14 protein-coding genes are annotated in these 15,863 nt (G+C 41.6%); 7 read left to right on the plus strand and 7 right to left on the minus strand.

The features are described 5' to 3' along the window. Positions 1 to 5 precede the first annotated feature (5 nt). Genes F824_RS0101035 through F824_RS0101045 form a run of 3 tightly spaced genes read left to right on the plus strand, consistent with a single transcriptional unit; the run spans position 6 to position 1,487 of the window. Positions 6 to 347: a phage holin family protein gene (locus tag F824_RS0101035; protein ID WP_019595981.1), complete on the plus strand. Its 342-nt coding sequence runs from the start codon at positions 6 to 8 to the stop codon at positions 345 to 347. After that, the gene (locus tag F824_RS0101040) at positions 347 to 733 is read left to right on the plus strand and encodes a hypothetical protein (protein ID WP_019595982.1); all 387 of its coding nucleotides are present in this window, start codon (positions 347 to 349) and stop codon (positions 731 to 733) included. Before F824_RS0101035 ends, F824_RS0101040 begins: the two co-directional genes overlap by 1 nt. Beyond that, positions 714 to 1,487 carry a geranylgeranylglyceryl/heptaprenylglyceryl phosphate synthase gene (locus tag F824_RS0101045; RefSeq protein ID WP_019595983.1) on the plus strand — a complete coding sequence of 258 codons (774 nt, stop codon included), beginning with the start codon at positions 714 to 716 and terminating at the stop codon, positions 1,485 to 1,487. The genes F824_RS0101040 and F824_RS0101045 overlap by 20 nt, the downstream gene beginning before the upstream one ends. On the opposite strand, the gene F824_RS0101050 is transcribed toward F824_RS0101045, so the two are convergent. The 6 genes from F824_RS0101050 to panC form a co-directional block, all read right to left on the minus strand. Next, positions 1,467 to 2,399 (minus strand): helix-turn-helix domain-containing protein, encoded by a 933-nt coding sequence (locus F824_RS0101050; RefSeq protein ID WP_026333416.1) that lies wholly within the window; start codon positions 2,397 to 2,399, stop codon positions 1,467 to 1,469. The genes F824_RS0101045 and F824_RS0101050 overlap by 21 nt on opposite strands. A 139-nt stretch (positions 2,400 to 2,538) precedes the next feature. Beyond that, the gene (locus F824_RS0101055; protein WP_019595985.1) at positions 2,539 to 3,678 is read right to left on the minus strand and encodes an acyl-CoA dehydrogenase; all 1,140 of its coding nucleotides are present in this window, start codon (positions 3,676 to 3,678) and stop codon (positions 2,539 to 2,541) included. Positions 3,679 to 3,788: 110 nt separating this feature from the next. Beyond that, the gene (locus tag F824_RS0101065) at positions 3,789 to 4,475 is read right to left on the minus strand and encodes a zinc metallopeptidase (protein ID WP_019595987.1); all 687 of its coding nucleotides are present in this window, start codon (positions 4,473 to 4,475) and stop codon (positions 3,789 to 3,791) included. Positions 4,476 to 4,509: 34 nt separating this feature from the next. After that, a complete protein-coding gene (locus F824_RS0101070) occupies positions 4,510 to 5,511 on the minus strand; it encodes a lysylphosphatidylglycerol synthase transmembrane domain-containing protein (protein WP_019595988.1) in 1,002 nt (333 codons plus the stop codon). Between the two features lies 1 nt (position 5,512). Then, positions 5,513 to 5,860, minus strand: a complete 348-nt coding sequence (gene panD / locus F824_RS0101075) for an aspartate 1-decarboxylase (protein WP_026333417.1) — start codon at positions 5,858 to 5,860, stop codon at positions 5,513 to 5,515. 11 nt (positions 5,861 to 5,871) lie between these two features. After that, a complete protein-coding gene (gene panC / locus F824_RS0101080) occupies positions 5,872 to 6,720 on the minus strand; it encodes a pantoate--beta-alanine ligase (protein WP_026333418.1) in 849 nt (282 codons plus the stop codon). A 128-nt stretch (positions 6,721 to 6,848) separates the two neighbouring features. On the opposite strand from panC, the gene F824_RS0101085 reads away from it, so the two are divergent. The 3 genes from F824_RS0101085 to glmS all read left to right on the plus strand — a co-directional run bounded on the left by F824_RS0101085 (position 6,849) and on the right by glmS (position 10,945). Further along, complete coding sequence (locus F824_RS0101085; protein WP_019595991.1) at positions 6,849 to 7,661, plus strand: glycogen/starch synthase; 813 nt, start codon at positions 6,849 to 6,851, stop codon at positions 7,659 to 7,661. Continuing rightward, complete coding sequence (locus F824_RS0101090; RefSeq protein WP_236613180.1) at positions 7,621 to 8,985, plus strand: DUF4270 domain-containing protein; 1,365 nt, start codon at positions 7,621 to 7,623, stop codon at positions 8,983 to 8,985. Before F824_RS0101085 ends, F824_RS0101090 begins: the two co-directional genes overlap by 41 nt. 118 nt (positions 8,986 to 9,103) lie before the next feature. Beyond that, entirely contained in the window at positions 9,104 to 10,945 is a 1,842-nt protein-coding gene (glmS, locus tag F824_RS0101095) for a glutamine--fructose-6-phosphate transaminase (isomerizing) (RefSeq protein WP_026333419.1), read from the plus strand. A gap of 773 nt (positions 10,946 to 11,718) precedes the next feature. Here glmS and F824_RS0101105 read toward each other — a convergent pair. Then, on the minus strand, positions 11,719 to 12,372 hold the full coding sequence (locus tag F824_RS0101105; protein ID WP_019595995.1) for a Tll0287-like domain-containing protein: 654 nt from the start codon (positions 12,370 to 12,372) through the stop codon (positions 11,719 to 11,721). Between the two features lie 595 nt (positions 12,373 to 12,967). On the opposite strand from F824_RS0101105, the gene F824_RS0101115 reads away from it, so the two are divergent. Continuing rightward, positions 12,968 to 15,775, plus strand: a complete 2,808-nt coding sequence (locus F824_RS0101115; RefSeq protein WP_019595997.1) for a YCF48-related protein — start codon at positions 12,968 to 12,970, stop codon at positions 15,773 to 15,775. Positions 15,776 to 15,863 lie beyond the last annotated feature (88 nt).

The raw sequence follows: 15,863 nt of genomic DNA on the forward strand, positions 1-15,863 counted from the left end.
GGTTTATGTTAAACGTTTCTGAAATAGTACAAACAATAAAAAAGCTTATTGAAGTCCGGTTCAATATCATTCGGGATGAGGTTCAGGATCAATTTTCTTCCATTCTCACCAGAATATTGATCCTGGTAAGTATGGCAATGGTTTCGTTATTGGTGTTGCTGTTTTTAAGTATTTCACTCGCTTTTTATATCAGTGAATTGACCTATTCGACCTATAAAGGATTTTTTTACGTTGGCATTATTTATTTGTTGGTTTTGTTTTTGCTATATCTGGTTAGAAATTCGAGAAGAATGAAAGGTTCACTTCAGGAAAATCTTAGGGAGTTTATTTTTAAAATGAAAAAATAATGGATATGATGGATGACATGAAAAGAAAGGCGGAAGAACTGGAACAAACACTGGAGATGCAGTTGAATCTTGTCAAAAGTGAATCGGGTGACTGGTTCAAGGTTGGTGGAGCGGTTCTGATCGGTGGATTGGTTTCTTATGCGCTTGTGCGCATGGTTCAGAAAAAGAAAACCAGGAAGACGGTCAAAGTATTGAGGGCTTTGGAAAAAGAAGGATTACTGGATGATGACATTAAAAACAAACTTACCCATAACAGCCGTTCCGGTTTTTTAAGCCGATTTGGCCCTTTGTTATTGCCTATTATTTTGGCGTATGGAAAGGATATGTTGATGAATAGCTTGGAGAAATCCAAATTGGAGGAAATTGATGAGGCCACGCAAAATTGAAGAAAGGCTGAAAGGTCTCAATTCTTCAGGTAAAAAAGCAGTGGCTTGGTTGATTGATCCTGACAAGGTCAAATCCACAGAATCATTGAAAAACCAAATCAAGGAGGCTATTCGGCTCGACCTTGATTTTTTTTTCGTGGGAGGGAGTCTAATCCAGGAAAATTCTATTGATTCGATCGTGGGTCTTATCAAGTCCCTCACCACCGAGATTCCTGTTGTGATTTTTCCTGGGAATGTCATTCAGTTTTCAGAAAAAGCTGACGGTCTTTTATTTCTATCATTGATATCGGGGAGAAATCCGGAATTTCTGATTGGTCAGCACGTCACAATAGCTCCCTTGCTGATGAAAACAAAGGTTGAAATTTTGCCAACCGGATATTTGCTCATTGATAGTGGTGCGCCGACAAGCGTACAGTACATCAGCCAAACCATCCCCTTGCCCAACACCAAGCCAGACCTAAGTGTTGCCACCGCTTTTGCGGGTCATCTCTTGGGGCTTCAATATTTTTATGTCGATGCAGGGAGTGGGGCAAAAAATCCAGTCTCTTCCAAAATCATCCATGCCCTTAAAAAACACATTCCTGCGCCACTTATCGTGGGTGGAGGACTGAATAGTCTTCCCAAAGTGAAAGAAGCGTTCACATCGGGAGCGGACTTGGTGGTTATTGGAAACGGGGCAGAAAAAAACCCCGGCTTTTTGACCGAGGTTTTGGAATATATAGCGGTATTTAACTTATCCCTGAACGTTAATTAGGGATTCTCTTCTTCTCATTTTACCTGCAGGCAAACCGTACATCATTTTGAATCTTCGGCAGAAATAGGCAGTGTCCTTATAGCCGACTTCCTTGCCGATATCCCGGATACTTTTCTTGGAAGTTCTGAGTAATTCTACAGCAGCCTCCATTCTCTGGTATTCTATATAATCCTGTGGATTGATGCCGGTAAGCATTTTGAAATATTGGCCCACATAGTCCTCGGAAACATTCGCTACCAAGGCCAAAACCTTGTTTGAAAGATCTCCACCGATGTTCTTTTTGATATAGGTGAACATGTCTATTAGTCGGGGATCCTTGAAATAGGTGCTGTTTGTGGACAATTCCTCAACGAACAACCTGTTTTTCAGAATGTGTCTCACAATCTCCACCACCAATAACTCGGTATGAAGCTTGATTACCCTTTCTTTTCCAGGCGTATTTTGTTCGGATTCTTTGACGATGTCTTCTACGATAGAAGCAATTTTGTCATTGAATCTGATTACAAAAGGAGGGATTCCGAGTGAATTGAAGAAATTGACTACATCAAAAACCTTCGCTTCGAAGGTGACCAATGTGATACAATCCTCCTCAAGATTTTTTATCTCTTTGAAACTTACCGTCTGAAGATATTTTCTTTTATTGTCAAGGAAGTTTTCGTTGTTGATTTCATTTTTCTTGGTTGCTGAACCAAAAGAAATGCTGCTCGATCTGCCAGCGGGAATAAAAAGGATCTCGCCTTCGTTAACTCCTTCTTGGTCATCCGAGAACTTCAATGAACCTTTGTGCAAAAGGATGGCAGTATTTTCTATATCTTGGTAGTCAGTAACAAAAACAGGTTTTTCAATTTTGTAATTATTCCCTTTTACAAAGCGAACACCTACAGATTCTATGACTTTATTGTAATATTCCATGACGAAATTCTGCTTATATTTTTTGTAAAAATATAATATTTTTTGAAACACGCATGCAATAATTCAATATATATTGAAAAATAAATAAATATGGGTATAAAATCTAAAATAAATGTCTCTTTTGCCAATGAAAATACGATTAGCTTAAAATACCTCTCGATATGACTATTTTTTGAATTTCGCTGGTTCCTTCATAAATCTGTGTAATTTTTGCATCTCTCATCAGGCGTTCTACATGGTATTCTTTGACATATCCATAACCTCCATGTACTTGAATCGCTTCAATTGTCACGTCCATTGCTACTTTTGAGGCATAGAGTTTTGCCATTGCACTTGCTTGAGAAAATTCTTTTCCTTGGTCTTTTAGCCACGCAGCTTTCAAAACCAACAGTCGGGCAGCTTCGATTTCAGTGGCCATATCTGCCAGTTTGAACTGAATCGCCTGGTGCTGACAGATGGGTTTGCCAAAAGTTTTTCTTTCTTTGGAATAGGCCAAGGCCAACTCATAGGCTCCGGCAGCAATGCCCAAGGCTTGGGCTGCAATTCCCAAACGGCCACCATTCAGGGTCTCCATCGCAAGGCGAAAACCAAAACCTTCCTCCCCAATCCTATTTTCCACAGGAATCTTTACATCGGTAAACATTAGGGAATGTGTATCAGAACCCCTTATTCCAAGCTTATCTTCTTTTTTACCGACCACAAAACCTTCCCAATCCTTTTCGACGATAAAGGCTGAAATCCCTTTATGTCCCTTTAAAGGATCTGTTTGGGCGATTATGATATACACACTGGCGGTATTTCCATTGGTGATCCAATTTTTGGTCCCATTGAGGAGATAATGATCCCCGTTGCGTTCGGCTGTGGTTTTCTGGGAAGTCGCATCTGATCCCGCTTCTGGTTCTGAAAGACAAAAGGCTCCAATGATTTCGCCTTTGGCCAATCTTTTTAGGTATTTTTCTTTTTGTTCTTCATTGCCGTATTTCTCCAAACCCCAGCAAACCAAGGAATTGTTTACAGACATGGCAACTGAGGCCGAAGCATCGATTTTGGAAATTTCCTCCATAGCCAATACGTAGGAAATGGTGTCCATTCCACCACCGTTGTATTTAGGATCCACCATCATGCCCATAAAGCCAAGGGCTCCCATCTCCTTGATCTGCGCGTGTGGAAAAGTGGCATGGGTATCCCTTTCAATGACACCTGGTAAAAGTTCTGTTTGGGCAAATTCCCTAGCGGCATCCCTTACTGCAAGATGCTCCTCCGTGTATTCGAAATTCATATGAATATTTGGGTTTTATTGAATGATTGCAGGAATATAGCTGAAAAAAACAAAAGGGACAATTTCTTGCCCCTTTATTGTAAACTCATTTCACTGATTTCAGTTTCCGATTAATCTCTGTTTCCAAAGAACACAAAGATATAGTAAGCCAATGTGGCCAAAGAAGCCAATGCTGCAACTACATAAGTCATGGCAGCCCATTTGAGTGCATCTTTTGACATGGCGTATTCAGCAGTGGTAACCACGTTTCTTTCCTTCACCCAAGCCAAGGCCCTGTTACTGGCATCAAATTCCACCGGTAAAGTGATCAAGGTAAAGAGTGTCATGATTCCATAAGAACCGACAACAATGGTTCCTATAAATTCATAAGGCAAGCCGATCAGGTATCCTCCCAAAAGAGATGCGATCAAGACGATGTTTAGAATCTTGCTGCTGGCGTTTTGAATAGGCACCATGGCAGATCTCATTTTCAGCCAAGTGTAAGAAGTCGCATGCTGTACTGCGTGACCACACTCATGTGCTGAAACGGCGGTTGAAGCAGCATTTCTTCCATAATATACATCTGGGCTTAAATTCACCGTTCTATTCATCGGATTGTAGTGGTCGCTCAATTGGCCCTCCACACAATTTACCTTTACGTCATGGATATTATTATCCGCCAACATCAATTCGGCAATCTCCTTTCCGGAAAGATTGGCCTTCAATGAGGTTTGAGAATATTTTTTGAACTTGCTTTTAAGCCTTCGGCTGACGACAAATCCAAGAATTGCAAAGACAACGACAATGAGTATGATCATAGTTTTATTTTTTTATTGCTTTCTGAATACGAAGTTAAGAGGATTTAGGTTCTTTCTTAGCTGAAAGTTTCAGGAAAACGGCTGATGCAATTGTTCCCAAGACAATCACCGTGAGTACCTGACTTCCATGGACAATCACGGCAAAGATTTTACCTTCCTCATTCGTCAAACCATATGCCATCAAAATAAAGGCCACGAGTGCATGGAATGTCCCAATGCCCCCTTGAACAGGTGCGATCATGCCAATACTTCCCATGACCATCACCATGAGAACAGAACCGGCTGACAGACTGGCAGTGGAAGGGATGGCAAGGGCCACAAAATACATGGTCAGATAATAGATTGCCCAAATAAGTACAGAAGATGACCAGAAGCCAAATTGATTCCGAACTTGTTTGAGACTGATGAACCCCTTTATGATATCCCTGATGAAATGCTGGAATTTTTGGAACAGGCCATGATCCCTGTATTTTTGAAAAACCAAATAGATAAAAATCGATGCGACAAGTGCTCCTCCCAAAAGGAGTGGCAGGGCGCTTGAGATTCTGTCCCCGAGTGTTTCCAAGGAAACCAAATCGGATAATAGGCTTAGGAAGAGGTCTTTTTCAATCAGGAAGGCAATAGAAATGGTGGAGACCAGAAAAATCAAATCTATGGTTCGTTCTAGAATGACAGTTCCGAAAAGTTTCCCGATTTGGATGCCTTCGGTTTTTTTCAATGCTCCGCATCGTGCAATCTCACCAGCCCGTGGAACGAGTAAATTCGCCAAATAACCGATCATCAATGCCAATAATACTCTTTTGGTAGGAATGCTGTCGGACTCACCAACTTGGATCAACAGTTTCCAGCGCCAAGCTCTCAACCAAAAGCCTATTATGGAAATCAAAATAGACAGTCCAAGCCAAAAACCCGAGGTTTCCCGAAGTCCTTCTAAAAGTGCCTCTTGGCTGATGTCCTTATATAAAAACCAAAAAATCCAGATGGCCACCCCAAAAGAGAGAAACACCTGGATCCATTGTTTAAGAGTAAGTTTCAACTCAGATTATTTTATTGTGGTCATCTGGAAAGACAATCACCGGTTTATGTTTTTTGGCTTCTTCGAATTCCATGGAAGCATAGGAAATAATGATGACGATGTCCCCTACTTGGGCTTTCCTTGCGGCTGGGCCATTCAAGCAAACCATTCCACTTCCCCTTACTCCTTTGATAACATAGGTTTCCAGACGTTCGCCGTTATTGATGTTGACGATCTGAACTTTTTCATTTTCAATGAGATTAGCAGCGTCCATAAGGTCCTCATCTACGGTGATACTCCCCACATAATGGAGTTCTGCCTGCATGATTTTTACCCGATGTATTTTGGATTTTAATACTTGAATATGCATGGATGATATAATTATTCAGTAATAGTAAGGTTATCGATCAATCTGACTTCGCCAATATAAGCCGCAATGCAGATGGATGTTTTTTGTGAATTTTGGATTTGGGTTACTCTGACAAATGTATCCGACTCGATCCATTCATAGTATTCCAATCGGGCTTGGGGCTCATTGTGGAACCTATTTGTAATCCTGTCTTTTACCTCAAACCAATCTTTTCCTGCCAATAGTTCATCTTTGCCAAATATCAAACACTTATAGAGAAGCGTCGCGATGGTCCTTTCCTCCAAACTGAGCCTTAGGTTCCGGGAAGACATGGCCAAGCCATCCTGCTCCCTTTTGGTTTCCACCACGATGATTTCCACATCAAAGGAGAGGTCTTTTACCAGTCTTTTGATAATGGCTACTTGTTGCAAGTCCTTCTGTCCAAAGTAGGCTTTGTTGGGTTTAACAATATTTAACAGTTTGGAAACCACCAGTCCAACACCATTGAAATGGCCAGGTCTAAAGGTCCCTTCAAGGGTCCTTTCCAAGTCTCCGAAGTCAAAATTTAGGGTGGTTGGCTCAGGATAAATTTCATTCAGGTGAGGTAAAAACACGTAATCAACACCAGAAGCAGCCAAAACCTGAAGGTCCTCTTCTAGTGTTTGGGGGTATTTTTCAAAATCCTCTTTGCTATTGAATTGGGTTGGGTTTATAAATATGGAGACTAAAACAGAGTCAGAAGATAATTTTGCCTGATGGATCAAAGACAAATGTCCTTCGTGTAAAGCGCCCATTGTAGGTACAAAACCGATTGTTTTATTGTCAATTCTCAATGGATGTAGACTGTCTGATATTTCGTTTTTTGTCCGGAGGATATGCACCTTTCTTGTGTTTGCAAATTGTAAAATAGTCGCAAAAGTAGGGTATTCTTTAGAAAAACAATGGATTTACCGCTTTTTTTTCGTAAGTTTGTAGTCCCGTATTATCCCTAAACATAAATAAACAAGATATGTCCAAACTTCGTATTCTTTACGTAGCCAGTGAAATCAATCCATTCCTTGAAACTTCAGAGGTTGCCAACTTTGTAAGGGCATTGCCTCAAGCCATGCAGGAAAAAGGAATGGAAATCCGTATTCTTGTTCCCAGATTTGGTTTGATCAACGAAAGAAAGAATAGATTGCATGAGGTAGTGAGACTTTCAGGTATCAATATTTCTGTTGGAGAGGAAGAAAAACCTTTGATCATCAAGGTTGCTTCCATACCTAATGCCAAGCTTCAGGTCTATTTTATTGACAACGAAGACTATTTCCAGAGGAAAAGCGTTTTCCATGACAAGCAGGAAAAATTCTATGAAGACAACGACGAAAGAGCGATTTTCTTTTGTAAAGGAGTCATTGAAACAGTAAAAAAACTGGGCTGGGCTCCAGATGTGGTTCATTGCAATGATTGGATGACAAGTTTGATTCCAATGTATCTGAAGACCACATACAAGAACGAACCTCTATTTAAAGATACAAAATCTGTATTCGCTATTTATAATACCGGATTTAACCATAAATTTGGCGATGATTTGTTTGAGAAGGTCAAAATGGTGGATATCGATGATTCCATTCTTGCGCCCTTGAAATCAAAAGATTACGAAGGTTTCCTTAAAATCGGAATGGCATATGCCGACGTAGTCATCAAGAGCAATGACATCTCAGAACATCTTACCCAACTCATTGAAGAGTGCTCTAAAGATAAAAAGTGTGAAATTAACAGCGAAGAAGAAGAACAGCTTTTTGAAAGTTATTACAACATCTATACAGACCTTGCCGGCTAAACTGGCTGGAGGTTTGTTCATTTCCTTGACCATTGCGAGTTCATGTAGCGATCCTTCCAATATAGGATTAGACTTGGATCCAAACAATAATCAAATAGGGGTTTTCTTTACGGAGATACCCCTATCTGCGTCTATGGTCTTGTTGGATTCATTCAACACGACCAATCAGGGAAGTTTTGTGGTGGGAGGAGAAACCAGTGCTTTCTTTGGTAAAACTGAAGGTATTGGTTTTAGTAGACTTGCCATCAATGTCACTGCCCCTTTGCCAAGGCAAGAGGCAATTTTGGATTCTGTCAAGTTCAATTTTCAGGTAGAATCTGCAACCGGAACGAATTTCAGCACACCAAAATCCCTTAAAGTCCATTTGTTGACAGAAGGAATCCAAGACACATCCTATTATAGTTTTGATAGATTGGAATTTGATCCTGTCTCAATAGCCGAAAATAGTTTTAATTTTTCCGCTAGAAAAGATACCTTGGTAAGCACGAAGGTGAAGGATGAATTTGCGGCTTTCCTTTTTCAGGAAATGAAAAAAGGTGACGCATTCAAGGATATATTTTCCTTCAGGCGATTGATTCAGGGCATAGCGATTACCGGAAACCCTGAACAAGAAGCTTCCATCAGTCTAAGAGTGGGGAACACAACTGGAATTTCGGTTTTTTATCACTACCAAGGCGATACCGTTCCAACGGTTTATCCAATTAGTACTGCACAATCCCGTCATTTCAATTATGTGAAGAATGACCGTCAAGGTACGCCAACAGAAATCATCACTCAATCAGGCAAAGCTTATGACACCGGGGAAAAAGTAGGATCCAAATCTGGTGTTGGTTTGGTCTTGAAAATAGACACGAGTCCCATTGATGCATTCCTTGATAGCATAACAAATGTCACCTTTAACGATATTTCCTTTGAAATAGGCCCATTGGAATCAGCTTCTGCAGACAATCTCCCTCCCACTTTTATGGTGATGAATTTCACCAATGAAACCAACAGGGTGCTTACCAGATTCGATGGTGAACCACTGTCTATACAGGCCGATGGCCAAGCACAACAGGGCGTTGATCCCAATGGAAACATCGTTCCGGCTGTATTGGCCCCTGCTCTTTTGGCTTATTTCTCTGAATCAAAGGTTTACAATCAAAGAATCACTTCTTATATCAATTCAGTGTATAGATCCAATCTGCAAAGGAATGATTGGATCCTTTACCCAAACTCACCCGGAACAGCGGGAGATGATTTTAAGAAATCTTTTAAAGAATTTGTGGTCAATAAAAACAATATCAAATTAAAAATATATTACTCTAAAATTAGAGCATTGTAAATGATTACCGCAATTGAAAAGCGTAAAAACTGAATTTTTTATTGAAGATTGGTTTTTGGTTGCATTTTTGATTGCCATTATTATAAAACATTACCTTTAATCCTCAATATTTTTACTTATGTGCGGAATAGTAGCATACGTAGGCATGCAAGAAGCTTTGCCTATCATCATCAAAGGTCTCAAAAGATTAGAATACCGGGGCTATGACAGTGCCGGCGTAGCCCTCCTCAACAAGGAAGGCCTAAGCATTTACAAAAAGAAGGGAAAAGTCTCTGAATTGGAAAACCATCTGGTTGATCTCAAAAATCTCAATTCTACAATAGGGATTGGGCATACCCGATGGGCAACTCACGGAGAACCCAATGACGTCAATGCACATCCTCATTATTCTTCCAACGAAAAGTTTGCGATGATCCACAACGGGATCATAGAAAACTATGAAGTGTTGAAAACCGACCTCGTCAACAAAGGATATCAGTTTCAAAGTGAAACAGATTCCGAGGTATTCATCAAGTTTATCGAAGATATCTACGACAACAATGACTGTAGCCTGGAAGAGGCTGTGAGATTGGCTCTGCACAAAGTGGTGGGCGCCTATGCGATTGTTATCATGAATATAGAAGAGCCCGATACGCTCATCGCGGCGCGAAAAGGATCCCCTTTGGTTATTGGTGTTGGGAAAAACGAGTATTTTCTCGCTTCTGATGCTACTCCGATCATCGAATATACCAACCAGGTGATTTACCTGGATGATTATGAAATCGCTGTGATCAGGGACAATAAACTTCAAATCAAGACGATTGAAAATGTAGAAACCAATCCCTATATCAACCAACTGGAAATGCAGTTGGAAGCGATAGAGAAAGGTGGTTACGAGCATTTTATGCTTAAGGAAATCAATGAGCAGCCAAGATCGATCGCAGATTGTATGCGAGGAAGGTTGGATGCCAAAAATGGCCGATTGGTATTGGGCGGTTTGAGGGATTATATGAATAAATTCCAAAACGCAGAAAGAATCATCATTACGGCTTGTGGTACTTCATGGCACGCAGGTCTCGTAGCAGAGTATCTTTTTGAGGAATTTGCGAGAATTCCGGTGGAAGTAGAATATGCATCAGAGTTTCGTTACAGAAACCCTGTCGTGAGTGAAAAGGATTTCGTCATCGCCATTTCCCAGTCGGGCGAAACGGCAGATACCCTGGCAGCGATAGAATTGGCAAAATCTAAAGGAGCGACCATTTTTGGGGTTTGTAACGTTGTGGGTTCTTCCATTGCAAGGGCGACCCACGCAGGTTCTTATACCCACGCAGGCCCGGAAATCGGGGTGGCTTCCACAAAGGCGTTTACGGCACAGATTTCTGTCTTGACGATGATGGCCTTGAAACTTGGCTATCAAAGAGGAACTTTGCCTGAAAGCAGATATATCCAACTGTTGAGTGAACTGGAAACTATTCCGGGGAAGGTGGAAAAGGCTTTGAAGCTAAACGATCAGATAGAAAAAATTGCAGCAGAATATAAGGATTCCAGAAACTTCCTCTATTTGGGACGTGGTTATAATTTCCCCGTTGCCCTGGAAGGTGCTTTGAAACTGAAGGAAATTTCCTATATCCACGCAGAAGGATATCCAGCTGCAGAGATGAAGCATGGTCCGATTGCCTTGATTGATGAAGAAATGCCAGTCGTATTTATCGCGACCAAGGACAGTTCTTACGAAAAGGTAGTAAGTAACATACAGGAAGTTAAGGCAAGGAAAGGAAAAATCATTGCGGTAGTGACAGAGGGAGATACTTCGGTAAGAAATCTAGCGGACCACGTGATCGAGATTCCTGCTACAGAAGAGGCATTTGTTCCTTTGCTGGCTGTAGTACCTCTTCAGATTTTGTCCTATCACATCGCCGTGATGAGAGGATGTAATGTGGATCAGCCAAGAAACTTGGCCAAATCCGTAACTGTAGAGTAAAAAACAGGATACTTTTGGCAAATAATTCTCTGATTATAGAGAATGTATTTATAAAACCAAGCCTAATCCAAATGATTGTGTTTGGATAACAAAAAAAGTAATTGAACCCGTTTTATGCATTACGAACTCAATTCAATGGTATAATTAACTGATATTCAATTAGTTGTTGATTGTTTTTGATTTCATTTTATTGGTGTCAGGAATTAGTCTCACAATAGGCTGATTTTCTTGCAATTTCGATCTCATTTGGAAACCTAATGCATATTTTGGGTTTAAGGGATATATATTCCAAAAATACGGTTCACTCGCTCAAGCTTTTTCATCGACAGAAGAAGGAAAAACTTGAATGGGTGAACCGAAATTTTGATAGAGATTTTTGATCCAAAAAACAACCTTGAATTTTTTAAAATCCTTCGTGATGATTTAGGGCGAAAGACGTGAAGCATTGAATATCACCGCAAAACCCAAGTGCAAAAACTAGCCCGCACCTTTTTTAACCCGTTTTGTGCATTACAAATTCAATTCAATCCTGAAATTGCTTAAAAATCAGTGAGTTGTTTGCCGTATTTAACGTCACCGACTCGGTACTTCTCCTTATTCTCCAAATAGTCTGATTTTCTTGTAGTTTCAACCCCAATGGGAAGCCCAATGCATGTTTTGGAATATACAGATTGATGATAAATTGAGCTTGAGATTTGAAGGGACGTCCCCGAGCCTCCTCACACAGGCGAATTTTCCATTACCTACCAAGATCGTATTTCTGCTTTTGGGAATTAAAGTCTTTTTATCAATTCCTTTTTTGGGAGGCCTATGCTCCACATTCCCCGAAGGTCGCCCACTTTATGTCCGGTGGCTTTGTCTTCTGGGTATAGATTTTTCAATTTTTGGGCAGTCTCCGGACTGATCTCTTTGTCGATCGACCCGTGACAGTTCAGGCAAAAGGCATCGGGAATTACAATCGCTTTTGTGAAAAGCAAAATATCGCCATTTTGGATTCTCTGGATGTTGGGCTCGTTCTTGATCCCGTTTTCGGAATTGTAGGTATAAGCATCTAGAAGCGCTTCTTCCTCAGGCAAGGGTTTGTCCTCGGGGTTTCTGTATTTCATGGAGACCCTTCTGACAGTTACACCATGTTTTTCCCCAACTTCCCTTACAATTGGCAAGGCATTCACGTTGCAAAATTCGATGGCACCCGGAACCCCTTCATCGGCAATTGCTTTCTTCAGCGCTGCCATCAACTGTTCCTGGCTTTCTTTGCTGATTTCTTCCCCCCAAACCATGGCCGCCTGAATGATTTCGGATTCACTCAGTTTCTTGACTTCCATGCTTCTATTAACCTGCTCAAAAACTTCCTTGCTCACCCGTTCATTGGAACCGCAAGCACTCAAAGCCAAATAGAGGGCTAGGCTAAATATTGTTTTTTTCATCTTTTTTTTGGTTTATCCCCGATAGCTGGAAGTAAAAATCTTGGTTATTGTAAATATACGATATGCCTTTAAAATTCCATTGTGAAATCGACGGTACATTCAATTGGGATCCCAGCGGACGGGCTGTTCACTATAAGGACCAACCAAAAACTCAATTTGACGAAAGCGAAAACCCCAGGTAACCGCCAAAAATCAGGACCTGCAGGATTGGGAATAGTTTCAAAAGAAGCGTTGTGGCGTTGGTTGAGAATAGGTGATTCCATCAAGAGGCAAGGGCCAATTCTCATTCCCCAATCTGCCCATAAGTGTCCATTTCCGCAGCGATCTAAAGACTAGTAAAAGGGGTGTTTTAATGAAAATTGTTAGTTTGGTGAGGTTTTCCAAAAACCAATTTGAAATTATTCGAAAAATTCAATTTATTTTCTAAACCATAACAGCAAGAAATTCACCTTTCCTCAAAAGTTTAATGCTGTTTATGCAAATTTCGCAATGGCTTGACTCTAGGGCTCAAATCGACACCTTGTAAACCTCTAGACTATTCTTATATTTAATTTCGTTTTAGTGCGCTAAAATCCCTGAAATAGACTTCCCCATTATGAAGAAACTTCTACTGCTATTGCTTTTTTTCGTAATCGTAGGGCATTCGCTTTTTGCCCAAACCTGGAGAAGGCTTGGGGGTTGGGGAAATAAACTGACTGGAATTTCATGGGTAACTGACGAAATAGGTTTTGTTTCAGGGGAACAGATTATCCTGAAAACCATTGATGGGGGATTGAGTTGGACTGAATTGGAACCTCCGACGGACAATAAAATGCTCGCCGTGGATTTTTTCAATCAAAACAGAGGACTCATTGTGGGTGAAAATGGACAAGTCTATCTGACAACCGATGGCGGGAGCACCTGGCAGCTGAAAAATTTGGCTACTGCAGCCACTTTGAAAAAAGTAAAGTTTCTGAATGAAAATAGGGCTTACATCGTCGGAGAAAAAGGCGAAGTGTTCCGCTCCACCAATGGCGGACAAAATTGGTCGAAGCAACAAGTGAATAACACCACGGATTTGAACAGTCTTTATTTTGTCAATTCTGACACCGGCTATATTGCAACGTCTTCCGGACAGGTTCTCAAAACCTTCAATGGAGGTAATGCATGGACCTTGGGCAATACCGGTGAAAGTAAATCATTGAATGACATTTATTTTGTGTCAGGCAAAACGGGTTATGCCGTGGGTGAAAAGGGAATAATTCTAAAAACAGTTGATGCCGCCCAATCTTGGACAGTTGTCAACAGCGGTACCGAAAGGGATCTAATCAGCGTTTCTTTCAACAAAACCAATTCCAATGCCGGGGTGATAGTGGGCAACTCCGGAACGCTGCTTAGGACCGTCAATGGAGGCCTGACCTTCGATGGCATCAACATCAGCAATTCCGAGAATTATGCCGCAGCAAGCTTTAGGACGGGTTCTAATGTTGTGTTTGCCGTAGGAACCAACGGCTTTGTTATTTCTTCCATCAATTCTGGAGGAAGCTGGACACTTCGGCTATCGGGTGTGGACAATGACTATACGGGAACAAAATTCAAAACGGCAAATCTTGGTTATATCATAGGAAAGGCGGGCAGGTTCTTGGTGACCTCCAATGGCGGAACCTCCTTGGTGGATCGCTCCAGGCCTTTGTCCATTGCTTTCAACGGTTTGTCTTTTCCCACAAACAACTTTGGTTATCTCGCCGGAGAAAACGGGATTGTCCTCAGGACGGGAAATTCCGGCTCCAACTGGACCTCCCTCAACCTCAACACGGAGGTAAACATCAATGGACTTTTCTTTTTTGCCAACAGTGTGGGTTATGTAGTCGGAAATGGTGGATTTATCTCTTCGACGACAGATTCTGGTGTGAATTGGAAGGAAGTCACTGGCAGCAATACGAATGTGGATTTAAGGGACATCGCCTATTTTGATTTTGCGGTTGGGATCGTAATCGGAAAAAACGGGTATTTGGGATGGTCTTTTGGCGGGCAACAATGGGAGAAAATCACCCTTCCTACCACAGAAAACCTAAATGCGATGAAATTATTGGATGTGCAAAATGCCATCGTTGTCGGAGACAAAGGCAGTATTCTGAAAAGTTCGGACCAAGGGAAAACCTGGAAAAAGATCACCACATCGTTTACACAAAACATGACTGCGATTGATTTTTTGGATGAGTCTGTTGGATTTATTGCCGGCGAAAAAGGATTGATGCTTAGGACGATTGATGCCGGTGAGACCTGGGAAAGAATGCCCACGGGTACCTTCCAGAATTTTTCGGGGATCAGTTTCGGCGACCTGAGCCGTGGGTATGCTGTCGGTGCGAAGGGAACGCTTTTCAGTTACAGCTGCCAAGTCCCGGAAACCCCAACAGTCATCTTTGGGGAAAGCAATATTTGCCTCAGTCAGCAGATTTACACCGTCCAGTCCGATTTGCTTCAGGGAGAGGAATTTGACTGGAGAGTGGATGGGGGGACCATTTTGGAAGGTCAGGGAACCAACAAAGTTATCGTCAGATGGGACAGTCCGGGAAGAAATGCAGTATTGGTTAGGGGGAAAAACAATTGTGGAAATGGAAGTACCCGTGGACTTGAGGTGTTGGTCTCCACCGAGCCTGTAAAAATCCCCGAAATTACCGGCGAAGGGGCGGTCTGCTTGAATAGTTTTGCAGAATATGAAGTTTTCGATGTTCCAGGGACCGATTTTTTATGGGAATTGACTGGTGGACTTATCCTGGAAGGCCAGGGAACTTCCAAGGTCAAAGTGCAATGGACAGGATTGAATGCCCAGCAGCTAAAAGTTACCCCCAAAAACCCTTGTGGAAATGGATTGGCTTTTTCTAAAAGCATCTTGGTGCAAAATGTTCCCGAACTTCCCTCAGTAATTTCCGGGCCTGTTATGGTCGCCCTATCCGAAGAAGAATACCAAGTGGTGAAAGTGCCAAATGTCAACTACCAGTGGAGTGTAAGTGATGGTGGAGGAGAAATTTCGGAAGGGCAAGGGACAAGCAAAGTCAAGGTGACTTGGAAAAAGGAGGGGAATTTCGACTTGATCGTCTCTCCGATGAACGGCTGCAACAAGGGTGAAGAAAGAAGTTTGAAGGTCAATGTGAATCTCATTACCAGTATAGGAGAGGAAAATTTCGATGCCAAAATCGAACTTTATCCAAACCCGTCGCAAGGAAACCTCAATTTAAGATTGCTGGGCCTAGGCGATGTCCAGGAAATTTCAATCGTGAATGCCTTGGGACAAACTTTGAATCAAATCAAGGGAAGACCAGGGGTTTTTGAATACGTAATCTACAATTTGCCACGGGGACTCCATACCGTGGCGATCCGCACCCGAGAGCGGGAATATTACAGGAAAATAATCGTGAATTAATTTTCAACCCCCTACTGGGGTACCCTCCTCATTCATCGGGGTCTTGATGAAACCCAAAAGGAAATTGATGAGAAATTTCTTTTTGGGT

Origin of the sequence: Rhodonellum psychrophilum GCM71 = DSM 17998 (genome assembly GCF_000381545.1) — a bacterium.
Classification (GTDB): Bacteria; Bacteroidota; Bacteroidia; order Cytophagales; family Cyclobacteriaceae; genus Rhodonellum; species Rhodonellum psychrophilum.